Below are 21,798 nucleotides of genomic sequence, written 5' to 3'. Positions count from 1 at the left end.
CCTCACCGCTCCTCCCGCATCTTGTCCATGCGACGGCGCATGGTGCGTTCCGAGATGTACAGGAAGGCACCGATGGTGCTGCCGGTGTACACGTCCACCATCCGCCGCAGGACGTTCTCCATCGCCTCCGAGAACGCCGGCCGCGCGTCGGCGTCACCGATGCCGTCCCGCATGGCCATCCACCAGGCCTGGAACTCCGGACTCATGGCATTGCGGAGCAGATCCCTGCCGTTGTCGTCCAACGGGCGTCCCAACGTCCTGGTCCGGCCGCCCTTCGTGGGCGCCGCCGACGACGAGCTCACCTCGTTGTCGTCCGTCCGCGGCCTCTTGCTGCCGACGGTACGGCGCTCCACGGTCTCCTTGAGGCGCCCGGGGGCCACGCCGAGGTGCCCGGCGATGCTGTTCGTCGACACGTTCTGCTCGTCGACGAGCCTGCGGATCGCGTCCAGCAGGGCCGGCGGGTAGTTCAGGGCCGCGTTGCTCTTGCCCTGCGCCTTGGCCGATCGGCGGGCGGCCAGGAGCTCCTTGAACTCCGCCCCCATCACCTCGTCGAGCATCGCCTTCTGGTCGTCGTCTATCTGCTCCTTGCGGGGACGCTTGGGCTTGGGCCGGGGGGCCTCCGACCCGGAATCCGCACTCACGACGCCCCGGATGCCGCTCAGGTCCAGATCGGCGAAGGTGCTCGTCAACGAACCGTCGCTCTCCTCGACCACATCGGTGTCGGAGACCGTCTCATGGCCTCCGGTGCCGTGCTCGGCATGCGTGTGCGTGGTCTTGCCGTCCTTCATCCGCTCCTTGGCCGTGACCCTGGTCTGCCTGCCGCCGCGTGATCCCGTCTCCGCGCCGACGGGGGCCCGTTCGCCGGAGTACGCGGAGACGCGCGTACCGTCCTGGGCCTTGGTGACGATCTGCTCGGACATCCAGTTGCCGCCGCCCTCGCCGCCGGGCGGCTGGGCCACGTGCGAGAGGTGCTCCATGATGGTGGCTGCCGACTCCTGGAAGAACGCGCCGAAGTCCTGGTTGAAGCTGAGCGGGAAGCCGCGCCGGCGGTAGTGTTCGAGCATCGCCCAGCACGCCTTGCAGGGCCGCTTCACCCCGCGGACCACGATCTTCTCGCCGCGTTGTTCCTGCGGCAGGTCGGCTGCCTCCAGCGCGAGCATCAGTTTCTGCTCGGCGTGCATCGGCTTGGTGCCGTCGGTGTTCCCGCGCGGCCCGGTGGAGTGCTTGAGCAGGATCACCACGCCCCGATGCTCGTCGGCCGTGAGCAGTTCCCGCAGCCGGGCCAGCGCCTGGGGATCGGTGGGCTGTGCCTCCAGCTGTACGACGGGACCCCTGCGCTGCATCGCCGCGGCCGTCTCGCTGGCCCGCTGGCCCTGGTACACCTGCTGGATCTTCAACCGGGCGCGCCGGTTGACGGCGATCACATCGTCGGCTTCCCGCGTCGCCCGCCCCGCGCGCAGCGCTCGCTCCGAGGGCTCACGGTTCATCAGATGCGACAGGTCCAGGCCGGGCGCGTCTTCGGGCCGGCCCTCGGACTGAGCCCGCAGATATTCCATCAGCAGGGTGATGGAACGGTTCCGGTTGGTCGCGAACACCAGGCGCCCGTTGATCAGCATGCCCTGGACCTCGGATTCGCGGGGCGGCCCCTTCTTCTTGGCAGCCGCCTTGCCCTCGGCCTTCGTACTCCCGCCCGGTTCGGCCATCATGGCGGCCGTGGCTTCCTCGGTGCTCTGGGCGGCGGCCGCGGACGACGCCTCCTGCATAACGGTGTCGCCGTCCGCGTCCGGGGCGGGCCCCGCACCGGGCATGTTCTGCCGCGCGACATCGTGCAGATAGCGGATGCAGTTGAAGAGCCGGATACAGATGTGCCGAAGGCTCTGCTCGGCCCGCTCCCCGCTCTGATCGCGCGGGAACCTGACCACGGCCTGCTGGGTGGACCGGCCTTCCTGCTGCAGCACCGGATCACAGGTGCAGGCGCGTACGTCCTGGACGAGCTGCTGGAAGACCTCGTCCTGCGCCATCGCCTCGGCGGCATCGGACTCGTCGTCGCCGAGGTAGTCCTCCTCGTCGTCGGAGTACAGCCGCTGCACCGCCACCTCCTCGGGCCCGGCCTGCGCCGCAGCCTCGGGGAGTCGCACGGCACCGGGCTCCGTCGCGCGCAGCACCGGCACCGGACGGCTCAGCACCCGCCGTGCCTGCTTCTCCGCCGCCACCTCCCACCGGTCGCCGGGATCCGAGAGCGCCAGCCCGCGGTCGTCGAGGGTGCCGCCGACCGGGCCCTGCCGCTGCTGGAGGACATGACCCAACTCATGGGCCAGGGTGTGTTTGTCAGCGCCCCCGGGCCCGACGACGACATGCGGGCCCGAGGTGAAGGCGCGGGCGCCCACCTCCCGGGCGGAGTCCCGCGCCAGCCGCCCGCTGTGCAGCCGTACTGCGGAGAAGTCCGCACCGCCGAAGCGGGCCTCCATCTCCGTGCGCACCGCGGCGTCGAGGGGCTTGCCCGGGCCGCGCAGCACCTCGTGGACCAACGAGGAGCGCTGCACCGGTTCGGCGCTCCCCTCGCGGCCGGGCTCCGGCTCACCCTCGGGGCGGAGCCGTGACCGCTGAATCATCGAGGACACCACGGCGTTGCCGACCGACCGCTGGAGCGCGGCTGCCTGCCCCGGGCTCAACGGCACCCCGGGCACCGGTGCGGCGGGCTCGGCGGCCCGGCGCCGTGCCTGCGCCGAGGCCGCGGGCGAGTCCTGCGACCGAGCCCGGCCGGTAGCGGTTTCACGCACTGGGAACGCCTCCCCCGTCGACGCGGTGAGCACCGGCCATGGACATGAGCCAGGGCAGTGCGGTGACCTTCTCACTTCCGCGATACGCGTTCCAGGGGTGTACGCGCCGGTTACGGGACGTCCCGGTTGCCCTAAAGGGAAGTCCCGCTGCCCGGCGGCGCCCGATCCCGCGGCCGCAACAACCGAACGGCGGCCGCCGGGGCGGGCGTTTGGGCGCACGGACCCCGGTGGCGCGCTGGTACGCGCACTCCGGGACGGTTGGCCGCCGTCCGCTCCCCCAGGCGCCCGGGAAGGCAGTGCGGTTGCCCCTGGCCAGGTCCCCGGGCCCCTGTCGCCGTGCCGCACCGGCCGCCGAGACTCGGCACCGACGCTGGTGATCCCCGATGGAGCACAAAGGAGCGAGTATGCCGACGTACCTCACCCCGGGCGTGTACGTGGAGGAGGTGCAGTCCGGTGCCCGCCCGATCGAAGGGGTCGGCACCGCCGTCGCCGCGTTCGTCGGGTTCGCCCAGACCGGGCCCTTCCACCAGCCGACCCTCGTCACCAACTGGGACCAGTACACCCAGCAGTTCGGCGGCTTCACCGAGGGCACCTATCTCGCGCACGCCGTCTACGGCTACTTCTCCAACGGCGGCGGCGCGGCGTACGTGGTACGGATCGGCGGGTCCGCCGACGACTCCTCCGCCCCCGCCGCCGAGGGCAACCGCCGGCCCCGCGAGGTGCGGGCGGCCGAGCCGGTGGCACTCGGCGGGTTCCTGGTCACGGCGCGGCCCGGTGTCACGGGCGTGTCGGTGGAGATCGCGGACCCGGAGGGCGAGAACCCGCCCGAGGACCGCTTCAAACTGCTGGTCCGCCAGAACGACCAGGTGGTGGAGACCTACGACGTCTCCACCAGGAAGAACGTCAAGGGTTTCGTGGTCACCCAGGTCCGCGCCTCGAAGCTGATCGAGGTCACCGAGCAGCGCGAGGCCGTACAGACCCGGCCCGCCGGTCAGACCGTGGCGGTGCCCGACGCGCCCGCCGCCCCCTCGGTCCCGGCCGCCGGCCAGGTGTCCCGGCTGGATCCGGGCGAGTACGTCGGCGACGCCGCCGCCCGGACCGGGTTCGGCGGGCTGGAAGCCATCGACGAGATCACCATGGTCGCCGTCCCGGACCTGATGGGCGCCCATCAGCGCGGCGACATCGACGCCGAGGGCGTCCGCACCGTACAGCTCGCGGTGATCTCGCACTGCGAGCAGATGGGCGACCGGGTCGCGGTCCTGGACACCCCGCCCGGTCTCACCGCCCAGCAGGTGCGCAACTGGCGCAACGACGAGGCGGGCTACGACTCGCGGTACGCCACCGTGTACTACCCGTGGGTGCGGGTCTTCGACCCGGCGGCCGGACGCAACACGACGGTCCCGCCCAGTGGTCACATCGCCGGTGTGTGGGCCCGCAGCGACGGCGAGCGCGGCGTACACAAGGCACCGGCCAACGAGGTCATCCGTGGTGCGGTGGATCTGGAGACCCGGCTCAGCAAGGGCGAGCAGGACCTGCTCAACCCGATCGGTGTGAACTGCGTGCGTGCCTTCCCGGGCCGCGGCATCCGGGTGTGGGGCGCGCGCACCCTGTCCTCCGACCCGGCCTGGCGCTATCTGAACGTGCGCCGTCTGTTCAACTACCTCGAAGAGTCGATCCTGCTGGGTACGCAGTGGGTGGTCTTCGAGCCGAACGACGACCGGCTGTGGTCGAGCATCCGCCGCAACGTCACCGCGTTCCTCACCGAGGAATGGCGGCGGGGCGCGCTCTTCGGCCGCACGGCCGACGAAGCGTTCTATGTGAAGTGCGACCGCGACAACAACCCGCAGGAGTCCATCGACCAGGGGCGGGTGGTCTGCGAGATCGGGGTCTCACCGGTCAAACCCGCGGAGTTCGTGGTGTTCCGGCTGGCCCAGTTCTCCGACAGCACCAGCCTCATCGACGAGTGACCCGCGGGTCCGCAACGGAAGGTGACAGACAGTCATGGCAGAGGGCGACGCTCTTTCCACCCACGTCTTCGGCGTGCAGCTCGGCGGCTACCTGGTCGAGTCGATCCAGGAGATCAGCGGACTCACCGTCGAGGAGGAGGTCGTCGAGGTCCGGCAGGTCAGCTCGGAGGGCAAGCAGATAATCCGCAAGCAGCCCGGCGCCCGGCAGGCCGGCGAGATCACGATCAGCCGGGGACTCGACAAGAGCAGCGAGTTCACCAAATGGATCAAGGAGACCCTCAACAACGGTGCCGTCGACACCGCGCGGCAGAACCTGACCATCGAGATCAAGGACTCCAAGGGGGAGACGGTCCGCCGCATCCAGTTGATGAACGGCTGGGCCTCCAAGTGGGAGGGTCCCTCCCTCAAGGCCGGTGAGTCCGCCGCGGCCACCGAGTCCGTCACGATCGTGTTCGAGGAGATCGTCGTCGAATGAGGCGCCGTACGGTCACGGCGGGCAACCTGGACGAGATCCTGGAGGCCACGGCACCCGCCCCGGCATCCGAGCAGTCACCGCCCCCTGCCGCCCGCCCGACGGCACCCGAGGAGCACGGGCTGCGCACCGACTTCGAGTTCGAGCTGCCGCGCGGATACGTGGACGAGACCGGCACCGTGCACCGGCACGGCGCCATGCGCCTGGCGACCGCCCGCGACGAGCTGCGGCCGCAGATCGATCTGCGCGTCAAGGAGAACCCCGCATACCTCAGCGTGGTGCTGCTGAGCCAGGTGATCACCCGGCTCGGCACCATCACGGATGTGCACGCGGGGATCGTGGAGCGGATGTACGCCACCGACGTCGCGTTCCTCCAGGACTTCTACCGCCGCGTCAACAGCGAGGGCCACACCCGCGCGGCGGTGACCTGCCCGCACTGCGAGGGAGACTTCGAGGTCGACCTCTCGGGTGGGCGCCTGGGGGAATCGTGACGTACGCCCTCCCCCGGCTCCGGGAGGAAATCGCGTACGTCGCCTACCACTTCCACTGGCAGCGCGCCGAGGTCCTCGACCTCACGCATGCCGAGCGGCGGCAGTGGGTGGCCGAGATCGCCCGCATCAACACCCGTATGAACGAGGGTGGTTGAGTCTCATGGCATGGCGGATCAGGCTGCGCCGCGACCGTGCCGCGTCGGGAACGGGAACGGGAACGGTAGCCGCGACGCCCGGCGGCGCCCGCGGACCCGCGACGCCGGGAGGCCCCGGCGGGTCCGGTCCCGGCGCCACGAGCCGGTCCGTGCCCGGCGACTGGGACGGCGGCTGGCGCCGCGTCCCGCCCCCGACACCGACGTTGGCCCGTACCCCGCTCGGGGTCAGTGACGGCCTCGTCTTCCGGTCCGTCCTCGCCTCCTGGCAGAACCCGTCCTTCGGCACGGGCCTCGGTCACGCGCTGCTGCCCTCCGGCCCGGTCGGCCTGGTGCACGGAATCGCGGGACCGGCGACAGCGAGCACTCCGCACGCCGACGGCGGCCCGCTGCTCCTGCGGGCGCCGCGCCCAGAGGTCTCCCCGACCGATGACGCCTCCCCCACGGACGCGGAGGGCCGGCACTTGGCACGGGAGCGCGGTTCCCGCTCCGTGCGGCGGCCGGACACCGGCCCCTTGGCTCACTCGCCCGATGGCGGCTCACGGCGGAGCGAGACGCCATCGCTCCAGCGCTCCACCGGCCAGGTGGTCCAACCTGCCGACCCCGGCCGCGCGGTGACCGTTGCGGACGCTCTGCCGGTGCGGCGCGTCGCGGTGGTGCCGCCTGCCCCGGCACGCGCACAGGGTGCCGGGACGAAGGCGGACGGCACGCCCGTCGCACGAACCGGCACCGCACGTGGCAGCGGCGCGCCACCGTCATGGAAGAAGTCCACCTCGTCCGACCCGGTGGTCCAACGGGCCGCCGCCACGGGCGAGTCGACACACCCGCACACCCCGCGCGGCACCACCACCGTGCGGCCCCAGCCCCTGGGGCCGTCGCCGACCGTTGCCCGGCCGATCGCCGCACCGGCCCGCCGGATCACAGCGCTGCGGCCCGACGCCCTCTCCGCCGGGACAGCGCATCCGGCCGACTCCCCGGAGGCGCGAGAGCCCGCGGCGCCACCTCCCACCGCCGCCCGGACAGCGCGGGCGGCCGCTGTGACGCCACCGGGGAGCCAAGCACCCCTGGGAGCCCCGGTTCCCGAACTCCCCACCACCGCCCGCCCGTTGCCCCTCACCCCACCTGGGACGGCCACCTCCTCTCCCAGCACCCCTCCGGCAGCAGGGCCGACGCTCCCCGTCGTGCAGCGTCAGGCTGAGCAACCTGGTTCCACGCCGAGTCTGTCCGGCGCCGCCGCCTCCTCCCGCACGGCGAGTGGCACGGCGCCGACGTCACCGGACGGCCCGGGTCGCGCACGCCCGGACTCGCCATCGGGTCCATCCGGAGCCCGTAGCCGTGGCGGGCTGGGAGCGCCCTTGCCCGCGTTGCCCGCGACCGCGAGCCTCCCCGGCTCACGTCCTTCACCCGGATCCCCTGGTGCTCCGCACGGCCCGCAGCAACGTGTTGCCCGGAACGCGGCACCGGGCGGGCGCCCGGCCGACGTGCAGCGGGCACCCGACACCCGCCGCCCGCCGGAGGTTGGGCGCGTGCCGGGCGGCCGGGACACCACCGCCGACCGGGGCACTTCGGCTGACCGGGACACGGCGGACGGCCGGGGGCCCGATGCGGTCCAGCGAGCTCCCCTGCGTCCTGCGGGCGCCGGACACACCGCGCCCCACCACGACGCCGCCGCGACGGGTGCCGATGACGCACCCCTGCTCGGCGCCCGGCGGTTGGGTCCGGCTGCCGACTCCGCTCGTACGGAAGACTCCGCGCCCTCGGCAGCGGTCCCGCCCTCGCCGGAGCCCACCCCGCAGACTCTCGCCACTCCACTGGTGGCACCGGTCGGCCCGTCGCCCGCGTCCCCGGCAACGCCCCCCGTACGTACGGCACTCGGCGGCACGACCACCCCGGCCGACCTGCCGGGTTACGCGCCCCCCGCCCGCATCCAACACGGCAGCGACACACCCGCCACCGGCCGGGACGTACAACGCGCGGGCGCACCCCGCTCCGGCGGCCGCCAGTCACCGCCACCCGTCGTCGTCGCGCGCGCCGTCGCCCCTTCCGGCCGTGCGCGGCCCACCCCGCATCCCTCGCACGGGCCGGCCGGACCGCGCCCCGGCACCACTCACCTTCCGCCGCCCGGCGCCCACGGCCCGCTGCCCCTCCAGCGCACCGGCACGCTCGCCACGGCGGCACCGCCCCGCGCTCTCGCGCTCCTCGCCGAACGTCCTCTCAAGGTCACCACGCGGCGTCCCGAAGACGCCATGCCGCCTGGCGGTGGCCGCGAGGCCGAACGGCCCGTCGTAGCCGCGTCATGGCGCCGCGAACCAGCTCCGGCGGCACCGGACATACAGCGGACCCCGGCAGCGGAGCCGGCCGCGCGTCCGGCGCCAGGTGCGCCTCCCGGCGCGCTCGGGGCGCCCCGGGTACGGCGAGCCGCCTCCGCCACGGCAACGACCACACCCTCGTACCCCGCACCGCCTACCGGCGCCGGTACCCGGCACCAGCGGTCCGTCGTACCCGCTGTACCCGTCGTACGGCCGGATCAGTTCGTCCAGCGGGCGGCGACGGGTGCCGACACGGCGGGGCGCCCGTCGGGGTTGCCCCTGTCCGATCCGCAGACCCTGCCGATCCAGCCCGCCCGCGTCCAGGACTCCCTTCCACCACCGGCCGACCCGGGACCGGGCATACCGGTGGTCCGGGTCACGCGCACGGCGACGAGGCCGGAGCAAGGAGCGGGACGCGCCGCCGCCTCCGCGGTGCCGGTCGTCCAGCGGGACATGGTCGCCGGTGTCCCCGCCGGGGTGCCGGTGACGGCGGCGCCCGCACGCGGGCGGCAGCGGTCGGCGTCCTCGCCGCCGGAGCGCGCGCGGCCCCCGGAGCGGGCCGCGCGGCAGACGCCGGTGCCGCAGGAACCGGGCATCGACCTGGACGACCTGGCGCGGCGCCTCCTGGACCCGCTGTCCCGGCTGCTCCGCGCCGACCTGCGGCGCGGCCGGGAACGCGCGGGACGCCCCTACGACGGACGCCGCTGAGAACACGGAACGGACGGACAACGATGACCGACAGCATCTTCGCGACGAGCGTGTTCTTCCGGCTCGCGATCGGCGGCAACGACCTGGGGGCCTTCCACACCTGTTCCGGTATGGGCGCGGAGGTGGAGATGGAGAGTTACGCCGAGGGCGGCAACAACGGATTCACCTGGCAGCTGCCGGGCCGGGTCACCTGGTCGAACATCACGCTGACCCGGCCGGTCACCGCCGACACGGCGAAGATCGGGCGCTGGCTCGACGAGACGCTGCGGCGGGTGGAGCCGAAGGACGGTGAGATCGTGGCGCTCAAACCGGACCTGACCCGGATCATCAGCTGGCAGGTGCTGGGCATCGTGCCGGTGCGCTGGCAGGGTCCCTCCTTCGACCCGTCCTCCTCCCAGCCGGCGGTGGAGACGTTGGAGATCGCCCACGAGGGACTACGGCCGTCCTGACACTCAGTCAACTGCCGTTGTCACACCCACCACTCGCCTCTCCCCGCCCCGAACGCAAGGAGTCCCCGGTATGTCCACCACGTTCCGCACCAGCCGGGCCAGGGCTCAGCTCACCCTCAAGGAACCCCCGGCCGCGGTCGGGGCGAAGCCCGGCGGAACGATCGCCCAACTGGACCTGCAGTTCAACCCGACCACGCTCCAGTTGCGCAAGACCACCGAGTGGCGGCGCAGTCCGTCGCGGATGGCCGGGCAGTCGGCACTGCCCGAGTTCGTGGGCAGCGGGCCGCGCGAGCTGAGCCTGGAGGTCTTCCTCGACGCGACGTCGACCCACGACAACTCCGTGGAGGAGGCGGTGGAAAAGCTGATGAAGGCGTGCGTGCCGACTGCGGCGAGCCTCGCGCGGAAGAAACCCGCCAGTCCGTGGGTGCGGTTCGCGTGGGGTACCACCCGCACGACCTCGTTCGACGGCGTGCTGTCGAACCTGTCGGTGACGTACACGCTCTTCGACGTGGACGGCAAGCCGCTGCGGGCGACCTGCGCGCTGTCGGTGGAGGAGGCGAGCGTCGACCCGCCGGGCCAGAACCCCACGTCCGGTGCGCGCACGGCCCGCAGAACGCACACGGTGGTGGCCGGGGACAGCCTGGCGCTGCTGGCGTGGCGCGAGTACGGCGACGCGACGGCCTGGCGGGTCATCGCGGAGGCGAACGGGATCGACGACCCGATGGCCCTGACCCCCGGCGCCGAACTGGTGGTGCCCGGGCTACGGGACCCGGGAGCCGGGGAGGAGCGATGAGCACATCCGAGGCGCGGGGCGGCCGGTCGTTCGCGGCCGACCCCGTCGTGGAGAGCCCCGGCGAACTGCCGCAGATCTGGGCGGCTCAGCTGGTGAGCTGTGTCGTGGACGAGAACGTGGGCCTGCCGGACACCGCCGTGCTGACCTACCGGGATCCCGACCACGAGTTCCTGAAGTCGACCGGCATCACCCTGGGCACGCCGCTTCGGGTGTCGGTGGTGACGGTGACCGGGCAGGCGCGCGAGCGGCTGTTCAACGGCGAGGTCACGGCGGTGGAGATCGACCGGGACAGCACCGGTTCGTTCACGGTGGTGCGGGCCTACTCCAAGGCGCACCGGCTCCAGCGCGGGCGCAAGGTGGTGGCGTACCGGAACATGACGGCCGCCGCCATCGTCCGCAAGGTGGCCGCGGGGGCGGGCCTGACCTGCGGCAAGGTGGAGGCCGCACCGGTCACCTACAAGCAGCTGTCACAGGCCAACGTCTCCGACTGGGACTTCCTGCAGTATCTGGCGGGCGAGAGCGGCGCGCTGGTGCGGCTCGACGACAAAGGCGTGCTGCAGTTCACCCGGCCCGAGAAGGCGTCGGGGGCACCCGCGCCCTCGACTCCGGCCACGCAGAACCCGCTGGTGCTGGAGTACGGGCGGAACCTGCTGGCGCTGCGCGCGTCGCTGTCGGGCGCGGACGGGGCGGGGTCGGTGGAGGTCCGGGGCTGGGATGTGACCACCAAGACCCGGCTGGTCGCCCGGCAGCCCGCGGTACGCAGCGACACCGTGCTGCCGGGCCTGAGCCCGGCCCTGGCCGCCCGGTTCGGCGCGTCGGCGAAGGTGACCGTGACCGACACCCCCTACCGTACGCAGGCCGAGACCAAGGCGGCGGCCGAGGCGATCGCCGCTCAGGTCAGTTCCGGTTTCGGGGAACTGGAGGCGGTGGCCGAGGGCAACCCGCGGCTGCGGGCGGGCACGCCGGTCGCGCTCGGCAACGTCGGACCGGCTTTCTCCGGGCGGTACACGGCGACCGCGGTGCGGCACAGCCTGGACCCGCACGGCGGCTACCGCACCACGGTCTGGGTCAGCGCCAGCCCGGACCGCTCCCTCGCGGGTCTGGTGACGGGTGCGAACGCGCCCGGCCGCAGCCCGCGCATACCCGGCCTGGCGATCGGCGTGGTCACCGATGTACGCGAACCCGGCGGCGCGCAGCAGGGCGGAGTCCGGCTCAAGTTCCCCTGGCTGGACGAGACCTATGTGACGGACTGGGTGCGCACCGTGCAGTGGGGCGGCAAGGGCGGCGGGGGCGTGGTGAGTCCCGAGGTCAACGACGAGGTGCTGGTCGGCTTCGAACAGGGGATGCTGGACCGCCCGTACGTCATCGGCGGCCTCTACAACGGCGTGGACCAGCCCTCACCGCACGACGTTCCGTTGGTGGACGCGACCAGCGGAAAGGTCAACCGGCGTTCCGTGGTGTCGCGTTCGGGCCACCGTGTCGAGCTGCTCGACGCGCCGGCTCCGGGCGTGTCCGGCGTACGCCTGCGCACCGCGGACGAGCGGCTGGAGGTGCTGCTGCACGACCGCGACAACCGGATCGAGCTGACGGTGTACGCGGCCGGCGGCCGGCGCGCGCTGTCCTCGGTGCGGCTGGACCAGCACGGCATCACGCTCGACGCGCGGACCGGCAAGGTCAGTGTCAAGGGCAGCGCCGTGGAGATCGACGCCACCGCGGCGGTCCGGATCGGCGGCCGCTCCGTCAACGTCGCCGGACAGGCGGATCTCACCCTCGACGGCGGCCTGTTGGGGGTGTTGAAGGGGACTCTCGTACGCATCAACTGACCGACCCCGTCTGGAGGAACCCGGCATGCCCGCCGCAGCCCGTACCGGCGACCCCACCGACCACGGTGGTGCCGTCGCCACCCCGCCGCCCGGCGCCGCCGCGACGGTCGCGCGCGTGCTCATCGGCGGCCGGCCCGCCGCCGTCGTGGGCAGCCTGCACATCTGCGCGATGCCCCCGCACGCGGCCCTGGGACCCGCCAACGTCGTGCTGCCCAACCCGGCGGCGCTCGCCACGGGCACGGTGCTCATCGGCGGGTTGCCGGCCGCCCGGGCGGGCGACAAGACCGCCTGCGGCGCGACCGTCCGACTCGGCGCCGTGAACGTGCAGATCGGGGGCCCGCTGTGAGCGAACAGTTCATCGGACGCGGCTGGGCCTTCCCGCTGCGGGTCGGACCGACCGGCGGGATCGGCCTGGTGGGGGGCGTGCGGGAGATCGAGGAGGCGATCCGGCTGGTCCTGGGCACCGCGCCGGGCGAACGCCCCATGCGCCCGGAGTTCGGCTGCGGCGTCCACGACTACGTCTTCGCACCGGGCGACGGCGCCACCGCCGGGCTGATCGCCCAGCAGGTGCGCGAGGCGCTGGAGCGCTGGGAACCGCGCATCGCGGTGGACGACGTGGTGGTCGCCTTCGACGAGGTGGACGCCGGAACCCTCTATATCGACGTGCGCTACACCGTCCGCACCACCAACGACCGGCGCAACCTGGTGTTTCCCTTCTACACGATCCCCTCGGAGGAGGGGGCCGAGGAAGCGGTCGCGAACTGATGGCCCTGCCCTCCCCCAACCTGGACGACCGACGGTTCCAGCAACTCGTCGACGAGGCGAAACGCTATGTGCAGCAGCGCGCCCCGGAGTGGACCGACCACAATGTCTCCGACCCGGGCGTCACCCTGATCGAGACGTTCGCCTACCTCGTGGACCAGTTGCTGTACCGGCTGAACCGGGTGCCGGACAAGAACTACACCGCCTTCCTGGACCTGTTGGGCATCCGTCTCTTCCCTCCGGCGGCGGCCTTTGCCGAGGTCGACTTCTGGCTGTCCGCGCCGCAGCCCGACACGGTGATCCTGCCCGCGGGCACCGAGGTGACCACCGCCGACGGCGAGTCGGAGGACCCCGTGGTGTTCGCGACGACGCGGGAACTGCGCATCCTGCCCAGCGAGTTGATCCGGCTGGTCACCGCCCCCCGGAGCGGCGAGCAGACGGATCGGACCGGAGCGCTCGCCGAAGGCCGCGACGTGCCGTGCTTCCAGCGGGCCCCCGAACCGGGCGACGCGCTGTTGTTCGGGCTGCCCACGGCGGTGCCGAGCTGTGTGGTCGCGGTGCGCCTGGACAGCCGGGTGGAGGGCGTGGGCGTGGACCCGCGCCAGCCGCCGTTGGCCTGGGAGGCGTGGGACGGCGGCCGCTGGCTGGTGTGCGAGACGGGTTCGGACACCACGGGCGGCCTGAACCGGCCCGGCGAGGTGGTCGTGTACGTGCCGTCCGGGCACACGGCGTCCGTGATCGGCGGAACCCGGGCGGGCTGGCTGCGCTGCCGGGTCACCGAGGCGGAACCGGGCCAGCCGTTCTACTCGGAGTCCCCGACCGTACGGGAGGCCGCGGTGTTCACGATCGGCGGCACCACCTCGGCGGAGCACGCCGAGACCGTCACCGATGTGCCCCTCGGTACGTCGGAGGGGGTCGCGGGCCAGACGTTCCGGCTCGGCCGCCCGCCGGTGCTGCTGGACGACGGACCCCCCGTCGTGGAGGTCTCCTCGGCCGACGGGTGGCAGCGCTGGGAGGTGGTCGAGCACTTCGGGCGCTCGGGCCCCGCCGACCGGCACGTCCGGGTGGACGCCACCGCCGGCGAGTTCGTCTTCCCTCCGGCGCTGCGCGAACCGGACGGCACGCTGCGCCGGTGCGGCGCCGTACCGGAGAAGGGCGCCCGCATCCGAGTGGCCCGCTACCGCACCGGCGGCGGGCCCGCCGGCAATGTCGCCCGCGGCGCGATCTCGGTCCTGCGCAGCTCCGCGCCGTACATCGCACGGGTCTCCAACCGCGAGGCGGCACGCGGCGGCGTCGAGGGCGAGACCCTCGCCAACGCCAAACTCCGCGCCCCGGAAGCGCTGCGGATGCAGGAGCGCGCGGTGACCGCCGAGGACTACGAGATCATCAGCCGTCAGGCGGCCCCCTCGGTACGCCGGGTGCGCTGCCTGCCCGCCGCGAACGAGCCGGGCGCGGTGCGGGTGCTGGTGGTGCCGGACGCGGTGGCCGACGACGGCGACCAGCTCCGGTTCGAGCAGCTGATCCCCTCGGACCAGGTCCTCGCCGCGATCACCGCGAGTCTGGACGAGCGGCGGCTGATCGGGACCCGGCTGGTGGTGGAGCCCCCCGTCTACCAAGGCGTCACCGTGGTGGCCCGGCTCTCGGCCGCACCCGGCGACACGGACCGGGTGCGGGAGGCGGCACTCGCCGCGCTGTTCCGCCACCTCAATCCGCTGCGCGGCGGCCCGGACGGCGACGGCTGGCCGTTCGGGCGGCCGGTGCAGTACGGGGAGGTGTTCGGCGTGCTCCAGCGTGCGACCGGCAACGCGCTGGTCGAGGAGATCCTCCTGTTCGCCGCCGACCCGATCACCGGACGGCGGGGCGCGCCGGTGGAGCGCGTCGACGTGGCCCCGGGCGCCCTGGTCTTCTCCTACCAGCACCAGGTCGTCGTCCAGCCGCTGGCACCGGAGGCCCGGACATGAGCCGACGCGCCGCCGTTCCGGGGCTGCCGAGCCGGTATCCGATCGGCGGCCAGCTGCCCGGCCTCTACGCCGACGACGACTTCGCCCAGCGGTTCACCGCCGGCCTGGACACCGTCCTCGCGCCCGTGTTCGCCACCCTCGACAACCTGCCCGCCTATCTCGACCCACGTGTCGCACCGCTCGACTTCGTCGCATGGCTGACGTCCTGGGTGGGAGCCGGCGACGACCCCGCATGGCCGCCGGAGCTGCGCCGGGCCGCGGTGATACGGGCAGTGGAACTGCACCGGTGGCGCGGCACCCGGCGCGGCCTGCTCGAAAGGCTGCGGCTCACGCTCGGGGTCGACGCCGACGTCAGGGACGACGGCGGGGCGGTGTGGTCGAGTACCGCGGGCGCCGATCTGCCGCCCGAGCGGTCCGGTGACGTGGTCGTGCGGGTGTGGCCCGGCCGCGGCCCGGACGTCGACGAAGAGCGCGTACGGGAGATCATCCGGGACCTGTGCCCGGTGCACGTCTCGTGCCGGGTGGAGATCCTGCCCGGCCCGCCCGCCGACGAGGGGAGGTGACGTCATGCGTACGTGCCCGCAGTGCGGGGCGTCCAACGGTCCCGATGACGACTTCTGCGGCAACTGCGGTTCCTACCTGGGCTGGTCGGACCCCGCGCACCAGACGTCCACCGGGGACGATGCCCCCGAGCCGCCCGCCCCGGCCCACCACCATCCGGACGCACCGCACACCGCGTCGTCCCCCGACCCCACGGCCGAGGCCGACGCGCCGGCCGCCACGACCCGCACCTCGACGTCCCGTACGTCGTCCCTGCGGACGCGACTGACGGGGCGCGCGCGGCGGGATCCCGAGGAGTCGCGCGTGCCGGGGGCGCCGGGCGTGACGGCTGGGCCAGGCGTACGACCCTGGGCGCCCGACACCGACAGCGCGTCGCCAGGCCGGGGCCCCGCCGCCGAACCACGCCCGGACCCGGCGGCGGACGCGGGCAGCCAAGCGCCCCAGGAGGTGACACCGCCACCCGACGGCCCTGCGGCCGACGACCACGTCCGGGCGGACAGCACGGCACCGGCGGCCACATCCGCGTCCGCGTCCGCCCCGGAGCCAACCGCCCCGGACGCAACGGGAGATCGGCCACCGGCGGCAGCGGAGCAGCCGGCCCAGCCCGCGCCCGTCCTGCCCGCCAAGCCCGTCGCGGCGCGCCCCACGGTGCGGCCCGTCACCGCGACGGAGGAGGAGGCGGGGCTGCCGTGCGGCGCGTGCGGCACGCTCAACCAGCCGGAACGCCGCTTCTGCCGCCGCTGCGCCGCCCCGCTGCACCCGGCGGCGCCCACCGCTCCGCTGCCGTGGTGGCGTACCGTCTGGCCGTTCCGCCGCCGGGTGCGCGCGGGTTCCGGACGTGGTGTACGCCTCCTGGTCGCCCTCGCCGCGGTCGTGGCCCTGGCCGTGGCAGTCTTCCTGCTGCTGCCCGCCGGGCGCGCGCTCTTCGAGGACACCAAGGACAAGCTCGGCGGCACCAAGGCCATCACCCCGGCGAACATCACGGCGAGCGCCGAGTTGCCCGGGCATCCCGCGACGAACACCACGGACGGCCTCCGCAACCGCTACTGGGGCGCGCCGAAGCCAGGGGCGACCGTGACGTACACCTTCGACAAACCGTTCCGGCTGGTCGACCTCATCATCACGAACGGCGCGTCCGTCTCGCCGGAGCAGTACGCCCAAGAGGCGCGGGCGCTCCAGATGGACATGACCGCCACTTCGGCGAACGGGACGACGCACCGCAAGACACTGTCGCTGAGCGACAAGCCGGGACCGCAAACCCTGGTCACGGGGTTCGACGACGTGGTCACCGTACGGCTGGAACTGCGATCGGTGACGGGACTCACCCCAGGCCGTCATATCGCGCTCGCCGAAGTGGAGTTCTTCCAGCGAAGCTGAGGCGGGACCGTCGGCGTGCCACCGGCCGGATGCGGGGGTCTGTCTGCCCCGCTTCAGGGAGTCGGGTGGCCCGCCAGCCAGTCCTGGAGTTCGCGGTGGCGGAACTGGTAGGCCGCGCCGGAGATGCGCAGCAGACCCCCTTCGTAGGCCCAGTGAAGGAAGGCACCCAGCCTCAAGGGGAGCCGCCCGCGGGAACAGAGGAGAAAGACCAGGTAGCGGCGGCCGGCTCCGGCGATCAGGTACAGCCCGGCGGCCACTCCCGTCGCGAGTCCGCTCGCGAGCCAGCCCGCGAGGAGGAACGCACGCCCGTTGGTGAGCCCGGCCGTGAATCCGGTCGTGAATCCGCTCTTGAGTCCGGTGGTGAGGGCATCGAGACCGGCTCTGAGAGCGCTGAACCCGGTGGGCTGCCCGGTGACGACCCCCGCGGTGAGCGTGGCGCCGTACATGGTGCCCAGCAGGATCGACAGGCCGCACACTAGCGCGTACGCCAGTCCCAGCGTCGGCCCCGCCGCCAGCCCGACCACGAGGTCGGCGCGGACCGGATGGCGGGGGTCGGTGGGCGGAGCATCGCCCACCGGGGTCGTGAGCCCCTTTGTGATGACCAGCGCGGCGGAGCCCAGCAGCCAGAGCACCAGTGCGACGGCGATCGCGCTCGTCATGTCGTCTGCCAGCCCGTGCGTCGGCCGGTCCGCCAGTACGCCCACCACCGAGATCGTCAGCCCGATCGGCAGTGTGGCCGCGAGAGTGCGGACGACCGTGGTGGCGTCCCGCCCACTGACATGGTCGGAGCTGCGGAGCCGGTGGAGCCGGAATGTGTGGAGGCGGTCGGGAACGCCGGCGCGGCCCGCGTTCCAGATCGCTGCGAGCCAGTACAGCCCCACGGTCGCGCCGGCGAGCAGACCGGCAGGGGAAGAGTCGTCCACCTGTGCCACCAGCGGGAAGGTGCAGGCGAGGGCGAGGAACACGGCGAGCACGGCGTCAGTGATGCGGACACGAGTGCGCCCGGCCATGGGCCAGAGCTGGAGCAGGGCGATGTCGGTACCGCCCGCGGAGGTGTTGGCGGCGAGGTGCGCGGCGAGGGCGGCGAGCCAGCGGTGGGCCTGGTCGCCCGAGTAACGGCCGGGGCGGGTGTGGTGCTGGCTGGTGACGGCGGGCAGGTACAGGGCCAGCAGGTGGTCACGGACGGCCGAGGGCGAGGCGAGAGTGAGCAGTTGGTCGGGGTGGCGCAGGTGGGCGAGGGTGGCGCGGTCGCGTTCCTCGTAGGCGGTGGCGGCGAGGTTGAGCCGCCAGGGAGTGTCCAGGGCGCGGGCCAAGGTGCCGCCCGGGGCGGTGGTGAGGGTGGTGATCACGGTGGCCCAGCGGCCGGGGCTGGTGGTGCGCGCGGTGAGGTACGCCGTGGCCTGGGCGGGAGTGACGGGATCCAGTTCGATGCGGGCGGCTTCGCGCATCCGCACGTCCAGGGCGGCGAGTTCGGCGTACTGCGGGGTCCGGCAGGTCAGGACGAGGGGGGCGTTGCCGGTGGGGTCCTGGTAGGCGCTGAGCTGCTCCAGGGCGCGGGCGGCTCGGCGTCGGGCAGCGGGAGTGGTGGAGGTGTCCATCTCGTCGAGGCCGTCCAGGACCGGCAGGACGCGGTGGCCGTGGACCAGCCGACGGGCGTCGGCGAGGCTGAGCCGGCCGGAGAACTGCTCGTGGATCTGCTGGGCGAGCCACTGCTGCAGCGGTCTCTCGGTGTCCCAGCCGGACAGCGAGAGGCGGACCGGCACGGGATCGTCGGGAGTGCGGCCCGGCTGGGTGAGCAGGCCGAGGACGAGTTCGATGGCCAGGAGAGTCTTGCCCGCGCCGGGCGCACCGGTGATGACCAGCCGGGCCGGGCGCAGCCGCTGGTAGTAGGCGACGACATCGGTCAGCCGGCCGCCGGGCTGGGCGCCGGTGGCGTTGTTGGCGGGCTCCAGCCGGTGTGTGAAGGCGACATCGATGCGGTGCGCACCGGGCCCGATCAGCTGGGCGCGCTGCCGCGTCTCGGCGGCGGCCACCGCGGCGGCCAGCGTCCTGCCCTTGGCATCGGTGTCGGCCGCCGCCTCGGCGCGGTCCTCGCGGTAGGCGGCCCAGGCCAGGTAGGCGCCGGGCACGGTGGGTGCCAGGGCAACGGCTGTGGCGGCCATCCGGGCCACCTGGAACTGCTTGGTCAGCCACAGAGCGACAGCCGCGGTCGCCGCCTGCAAGGCGACATAGACAACGGTCACCCGGCGCGTTCGTGATGCCCCCATGCCCGGCATCCTCCCGCTTCGCCCCTGGGCGCGGGGAGTGGTCACCGTAATTGGGTGACTGGTCATGACCACACGGGCGCGGACACCGCGCCGCCTTCCGAAAGAACCACCGCCTGGCGGGGGGCATCAATGGCGCGATTGATCATGCCGAGACGGGCCCAGCCCGCCCATGTCGTTCAGGGGCCGTGGAGTTCGGTCTCCCAAGCCTGGAACGGAGGCTCGACCCGGTAGCTCCGGTCGCAGTGGGCGCGGATCCACTGCGCGGCGCGGTACTGAGCGTCTCCTTCGTTCAGCACCCGACCGTGTGCGTCAACTTGCAGCACATTGCAGTAGATCGCGAAGACCTGCTCCAGTGGTGAGCCGAACTGGAAGAGAGCCGGACGGTAGTCGATACCGTCGAGCAGATCAACGTCGATGGTGCCATTCGACAAGTAGAAGGCGAAGAAGCGGAGTGACGCGCGCACGTCGACAGGCAGATGTCCCACCCGCACATCATGCCTGGTGTTCACCCTGGCCCGACGTGATCCTTTGACGCATGTGACCTCCCGGCGCCGCCGGCGGCAGCAGCCCGCTGACGAAGCCGGCGGTGCATACCGCTGCGCCCCCTGGAGGGTGAACCTCGATCTCCGGCGGGCCCCGTCCGCATATCCTCCGGACATGGTTGATCAACGCTTCCTCGACGTTGGTGAGGTCCGGCTGGCTTATCAGCTGTCGGGTCCTTCGGATGCTCCGCCGCTCGTCCTGTTGCACGCACTGGGCGAGGACGCCACCGACTGGGAGGCGGTAGTGCCCGCCCTCGCCCGGAGTCGAAGGGTGTATGCCGTCGATCTTCGCGGTCACGGCAGAAGCGACTGGCCAGGGAACTACTCACTCGAACTCATGCAGGCCGATGTACTCCGGTTCCTGGACGCACTGGGACTTGGAACAGTGGATCTGATCGGGCATTCCATGGGCGGGATCGTGGCCTATCTGCTCGCGCAGAACCATCCGCAGCGGGTGAGCCGGCTCGTCCTGGAGGATGTGCCACTCCCCCGTCCCCGCGAGCCGAGCACTCCGGCCAGGCCGGACGGCACCCTGACCTTCGACTGGGAGATGGTGCTGGCCATCAGGCCGCTGATCGACGTGCCCGACCCCAGTTGGCTGGAGCGACTCGGCCGGATCACCGCCGAGACCCTGGTGCTCGCCGGCGGCCCACACAGCCATGTCCCCCAGGCCGGTGTCGCCGAACTTGCCCGCCGCATCCCCGGCGGACAACTGGTCACCATTCCGGCGGGACACCTGATCCACCACTCAGCGCCGGAAGCGTTCCTGCAGGCGGTTTCGGCGTTCCTGGACGCGTCGGGCCGCCCCGCTGCAACCCATTCCCCGCCGCCCGGGGTTCCAGGTCCGTGCCGCACCGCGGCCGGCCACACCGACGGAGTTATGGACCGGTGAGCTCTGCCTTCTTTGGCTCTGTCCACAGGGCCATGGGCACGACAGGGTGAGGGGACATCCAACCTGTGTGGAGGCCCCCTTGAGCATGGCGTTCCTGCTGACCACCCTTGCGGTGGTCGCCACTCCCGGCACCGGTGTGCTGTACACCCTGACGGCCGCCCTGTCCCACGGCCGCCGGGCGAGCGTCGTCGCCGCGCTCGGCTGCACCCTCGGGATCGTGCCGCATCTCATGGCGAGCGTCACTGGTCTGGCCGCTCTGCTGCGCACCAGCCCGGTCGCGTACGACGTGGTCAAGTACCTCGGTGTCGGCTACCTGCTGTACATGGCGTGGGCGACGCTGCGCGACAAGGAAGCGCTGGCGGTCGAGACCGGCACCGAGCCCCGGCCGACGGTGCAAGTGATCGCCTCCGGGGTCCTCGTCAACGTCCTCAACCCGAAGCTAACGATGTTCTTCGTCGCCTTCCTGCCGCAGTTCGTCCCCGCCGGGGAGTCCGGCTCACTGCCCGCGATGCTCCGGCTGAGCGCGGTGTTCATGGCGCTGACCTTCGTGGTCTTCGCCGCGTACGGCATGTGCGCGGCCGCCGTACGCGACCATGTGCTCTCCCGGCCGAGGGTGATGACCGGCCTGCGCCGGGTGTTCGCCGTCGGTTTCGTGGGCCTCGGCGTGCGGCTGGCGGTGGCGTGAGCATGCGTTTTCGGCACGCGGACGCGATCCGGTCCGACTACCCCGAACTCACCGCCGGAGTGCTCCACACCACCGGCGTCCACCGCGCCGTGGACACCGGACCCGCGGTCGCCGCGTACACGTCCCGCGCCACGGCCCGGCTGGCCGGAACCGCCGAGGGCGCGTTCCCCGAAGTCCTCTCCTGGCGGCGGGCGTTCACGCGGATGGGGCTGCGGCCGACGCAGTACCGGTGCGCCTCGGAGTCGCTGCTGCGGCGGCTGCGCAAGGACGGGGCGCTGCCGCGTATCCATCCGGTGGTCGATCTGTGCAACGCGATCTCGGTCGCGTACGCCGTACCGGTCGCGGTCCTCGACACCGACCGCGTCACCGGCCCGCTCCTTGAGGTGCGTCATGCTCATGGTGACGAGCAGTACACGACGTTCGGGGGCGACATCGAGCACCCCGTGCCCGGCGAGGTGACCTTCGTCGACTCCGCCGGACGGGCACACGCCCGCCGCTGGACCAACCGGCAGAGCGGGCACTCGGCGGTCGACGCGCACACCAGCGCGATCCTGGTGGTGGCGGAGGCCATGCACGACGGCGGCGCAGAGGTCGTACCGGAGGTGTTGCAAACGATCGGCCGGGAGCTCGCCGCGCACTGGTCCGTCGACCCCACGATGGCTGTCCTCACCGCCTCCGCACCGGAGTTCGCCTTCGACGACCAGGGGTGTGCGCTCGACGCCGGGCAGGTCATCCCGGCACACGGCCAGCCTGGCGGCGCATCACACCATGAGCCGGTGAACGAGGGAGAACGGGCGATGGACGCGA

At 72.7% G+C, this 21,798-nt stretch carries 18 protein-coding genes and 1 pseudogene; 16 read left to right on the top strand and 3 right to left on the bottom strand.

Annotated elements, in window-relative coordinates; genetic code table 11:
* Positions 1-2: 2 nt before the first annotated feature.
* Positions 3-2,780 carry a DUF4157 domain-containing protein gene (locus tag ACGFRG_RS23325; RefSeq protein ID WP_393266742.1) on the bottom strand — a complete coding sequence of 926 codons (2,778 nt, stop codon included), beginning with the start codon at positions 2,778-2,780 and terminating at the stop codon, positions 3-5.
* A 404-nt stretch (positions 2,781-3,184) separates the two neighbouring features.
* On the opposite strand from ACGFRG_RS23325, the gene ACGFRG_RS23320 reads away from it, so the two are divergent.
* From ACGFRG_RS23320 to ACGFRG_RS23260, 13 genes are all read left to right on the top strand, one after another.
* Positions 3,185-4,747, top strand: coding sequence for a phage tail sheath family protein (locus ACGFRG_RS23320; protein ID WP_393266739.1), 1,563 nt, complete (start codon positions 3,185-3,187; stop codon positions 4,745-4,747).
* A 34-nt stretch (positions 4,748-4,781) separates the two neighbouring features.
* Entirely contained in the window at positions 4,782-5,222 is a 441-nt protein-coding gene (locus ACGFRG_RS23315; RefSeq protein ID WP_361432596.1) for a phage tail protein, read from the top strand.
* Complete coding sequence (locus ACGFRG_RS23310) at positions 5,219-5,710, top strand: hypothetical protein (protein ID WP_361432598.1); 492 nt, start codon at positions 5,219-5,221, stop codon at positions 5,708-5,710. The genes ACGFRG_RS23315 and ACGFRG_RS23310 overlap by 4 nt, the downstream gene beginning before the upstream one ends.
* Positions 5,707-5,865 (top strand): DUF6760 family protein, encoded by a 159-nt coding sequence (locus tag ACGFRG_RS23305; protein ID WP_361432600.1) that lies wholly within the window; start codon positions 5,707-5,709, stop codon positions 5,863-5,865. Before ACGFRG_RS23310 ends, ACGFRG_RS23305 begins: the two co-directional genes overlap by 4 nt.
* Positions 5,866-7,388: 1,523 nt before the next feature.
* Positions 7,389-8,879 (top strand): hypothetical protein, encoded by a 1,491-nt coding sequence (locus ACGFRG_RS23300; RefSeq protein WP_393266734.1) that lies wholly within the window; start codon positions 7,389-7,391, stop codon positions 8,877-8,879.
* A 23-nt stretch (positions 8,880-8,902) separates the two neighbouring features.
* On the top strand, positions 8,903-9,328 hold the full coding sequence (locus tag ACGFRG_RS23295) for a phage tail protein (RefSeq protein ID WP_205385740.1): 426 nt from the start codon (positions 8,903-8,905) through the stop codon (positions 9,326-9,328).
* 70 nt (positions 9,329-9,398) lie between these two features.
* Complete coding sequence (locus ACGFRG_RS23290) at positions 9,399-10,121, top strand: LysM peptidoglycan-binding domain-containing protein (protein ID WP_393266731.1); 723 nt, start codon at positions 9,399-9,401, stop codon at positions 10,119-10,121.
* Positions 10,118-11,944 (top strand): VgrG-related protein, encoded by a 1,827-nt coding sequence (locus ACGFRG_RS23285; protein WP_361432607.1) that lies wholly within the window; start codon positions 10,118-10,120, stop codon positions 11,942-11,944. The genes ACGFRG_RS23290 and ACGFRG_RS23285 overlap by 4 nt, the downstream gene beginning before the upstream one ends.
* Positions 11,945-11,969: 25 nt before the next feature.
* Entirely contained in the window at positions 11,970-12,290 is a 321-nt protein-coding gene (locus ACGFRG_RS23280; RefSeq protein WP_393266729.1) for a PAAR domain-containing protein, read from the top strand.
* Positions 12,287-12,709, top strand: coding sequence for a GPW/gp25 family protein (locus tag ACGFRG_RS23275; protein ID WP_361432611.1), 423 nt, complete (start codon positions 12,287-12,289; stop codon positions 12,707-12,709). Before ACGFRG_RS23280 ends, ACGFRG_RS23275 begins: the two co-directional genes overlap by 4 nt.
* Positions 12,709-14,667 (top strand): putative baseplate assembly protein, encoded by a 1,959-nt coding sequence (locus ACGFRG_RS23270; protein ID WP_393266726.1) that lies wholly within the window; start codon positions 12,709-12,711, stop codon positions 14,665-14,667. The genes ACGFRG_RS23275 and ACGFRG_RS23270 overlap by 1 nt, the downstream gene beginning before the upstream one ends.
* Positions 14,664-15,230 (top strand): phage tail protein, encoded by a 567-nt coding sequence (locus ACGFRG_RS23265; RefSeq protein WP_361432617.1) that lies wholly within the window; start codon positions 14,664-14,666, stop codon positions 15,228-15,230. The genes ACGFRG_RS23270 and ACGFRG_RS23265 overlap by 4 nt, the downstream gene beginning before the upstream one ends.
* A 4-nt stretch (positions 15,231-15,234) precedes the next feature.
* Entirely contained in the window at positions 15,235-16,605 is a 1,371-nt protein-coding gene (locus ACGFRG_RS23260) for an NADase-type glycan-binding domain-containing protein (protein WP_393266722.1), read from the top strand.
* A 53-nt stretch (positions 16,606-16,658) separates the two neighbouring features.
* On the opposite strand, the gene ACGFRG_RS23255 is transcribed toward ACGFRG_RS23260, so the two are convergent.
* The gene (locus ACGFRG_RS23255) at positions 16,659-18,872 is read right to left on the bottom strand and encodes an NACHT domain-containing protein (protein ID WP_393266719.1); all 2,214 of its coding nucleotides are present in this window, start codon (positions 18,870-18,872) and stop codon (positions 16,659-16,661) included.
* A gap of 176 nt (positions 18,873-19,048) precedes the next feature.
* Complete coding sequence (locus ACGFRG_RS23250) at positions 19,049-19,381, bottom strand: hypothetical protein (RefSeq protein ID WP_393266716.1); 333 nt, start codon at positions 19,379-19,381, stop codon at positions 19,049-19,051.
* A gap of 148 nt (positions 19,382-19,529) precedes the next feature.
* Between ACGFRG_RS23250 and ACGFRG_RS23245 the strand changes: the two genes are divergently transcribed.
* The 3 genes and pseudogenes from ACGFRG_RS23245 to ACGFRG_RS23235 form a co-directional block, all read left to right on the top strand.
* A complete protein-coding gene (locus tag ACGFRG_RS23245) occupies positions 19,530-20,306 on the top strand; it encodes an alpha/beta fold hydrolase (RefSeq protein WP_393266713.1) in 777 nt (258 codons plus the stop codon).
* Positions 20,307-20,385: 79 nt separating this feature from the next.
* A complete protein-coding gene (locus ACGFRG_RS23240; RefSeq protein WP_393266710.1) occupies positions 20,386-20,991 on the top strand; it encodes a LysE family translocator in 606 nt (201 codons plus the stop codon).
* Between the two features lie 2 nt (positions 20,992-20,993).
* Positions 20,994-21,554 (top strand): annotated as a pseudogene (locus ACGFRG_RS23235) (B3/4 domain-containing protein); the annotation flags it as partial.
* Positions 21,555-21,798 lie beyond the last annotated feature (244 nt).

Origin of the sequence: Streptomyces sp. NPDC048696 (genome assembly GCF_043198895.1) — a bacterium.
Classification (GTDB): Bacteria; Actinomycetota; Actinomycetes; order Streptomycetales; family Streptomycetaceae; genus Streptomyces.
Note: the sequence above shows the minus strand (reverse complement) of the source record. Positions and strands in the feature narration are given on the sequence as shown.